Here is a 225-nt window from a genome sequence, read left to right as displayed (position 1 = left end):
TATAACAACAGATCAAGTAGGGAAAGGCTATACAACAGAAAATAAAGAAATCCCAGGTTATAAGTTGGTAGAAAAGCCAAAAAATGCCGAAGGTAAATACGTAGAGGGAACGACAGAGGTAATCTACGTATATGAAAAAATAGAAGAACCAAAACCAGAGGTAGAAGGCAGTGTAGTAACGAAATACGTAGATAAAGAAGGAAAAGAAATCGCGCAACGCAATAC

At 36.9% G+C, this 225-nt stretch carries 1 protein-coding gene; it reads left to right on the top strand.

What is annotated here, in order from left to right; all coding sequences use genetic code 11:
* Nucleotides 1-225: MucBP domain-containing protein (locus MR170_RS31815; protein WP_242310775.1), on the top strand; the 225-nt coding region annotated here is incomplete at both ends.

It is taken from the genome of Bacillus cereus group sp. BfR-BA-01524, assembly GCF_022662595.1.
GTDB classification, from domain to species: Bacteria; Bacillota; Bacilli; order Bacillales; family Bacillaceae_G; genus Bacillus_A; species Bacillus_A thuringiensis_S.
Note: the sequence above shows the minus strand (reverse complement) of the source record. Positions and strands in the feature narration are given on the sequence as shown.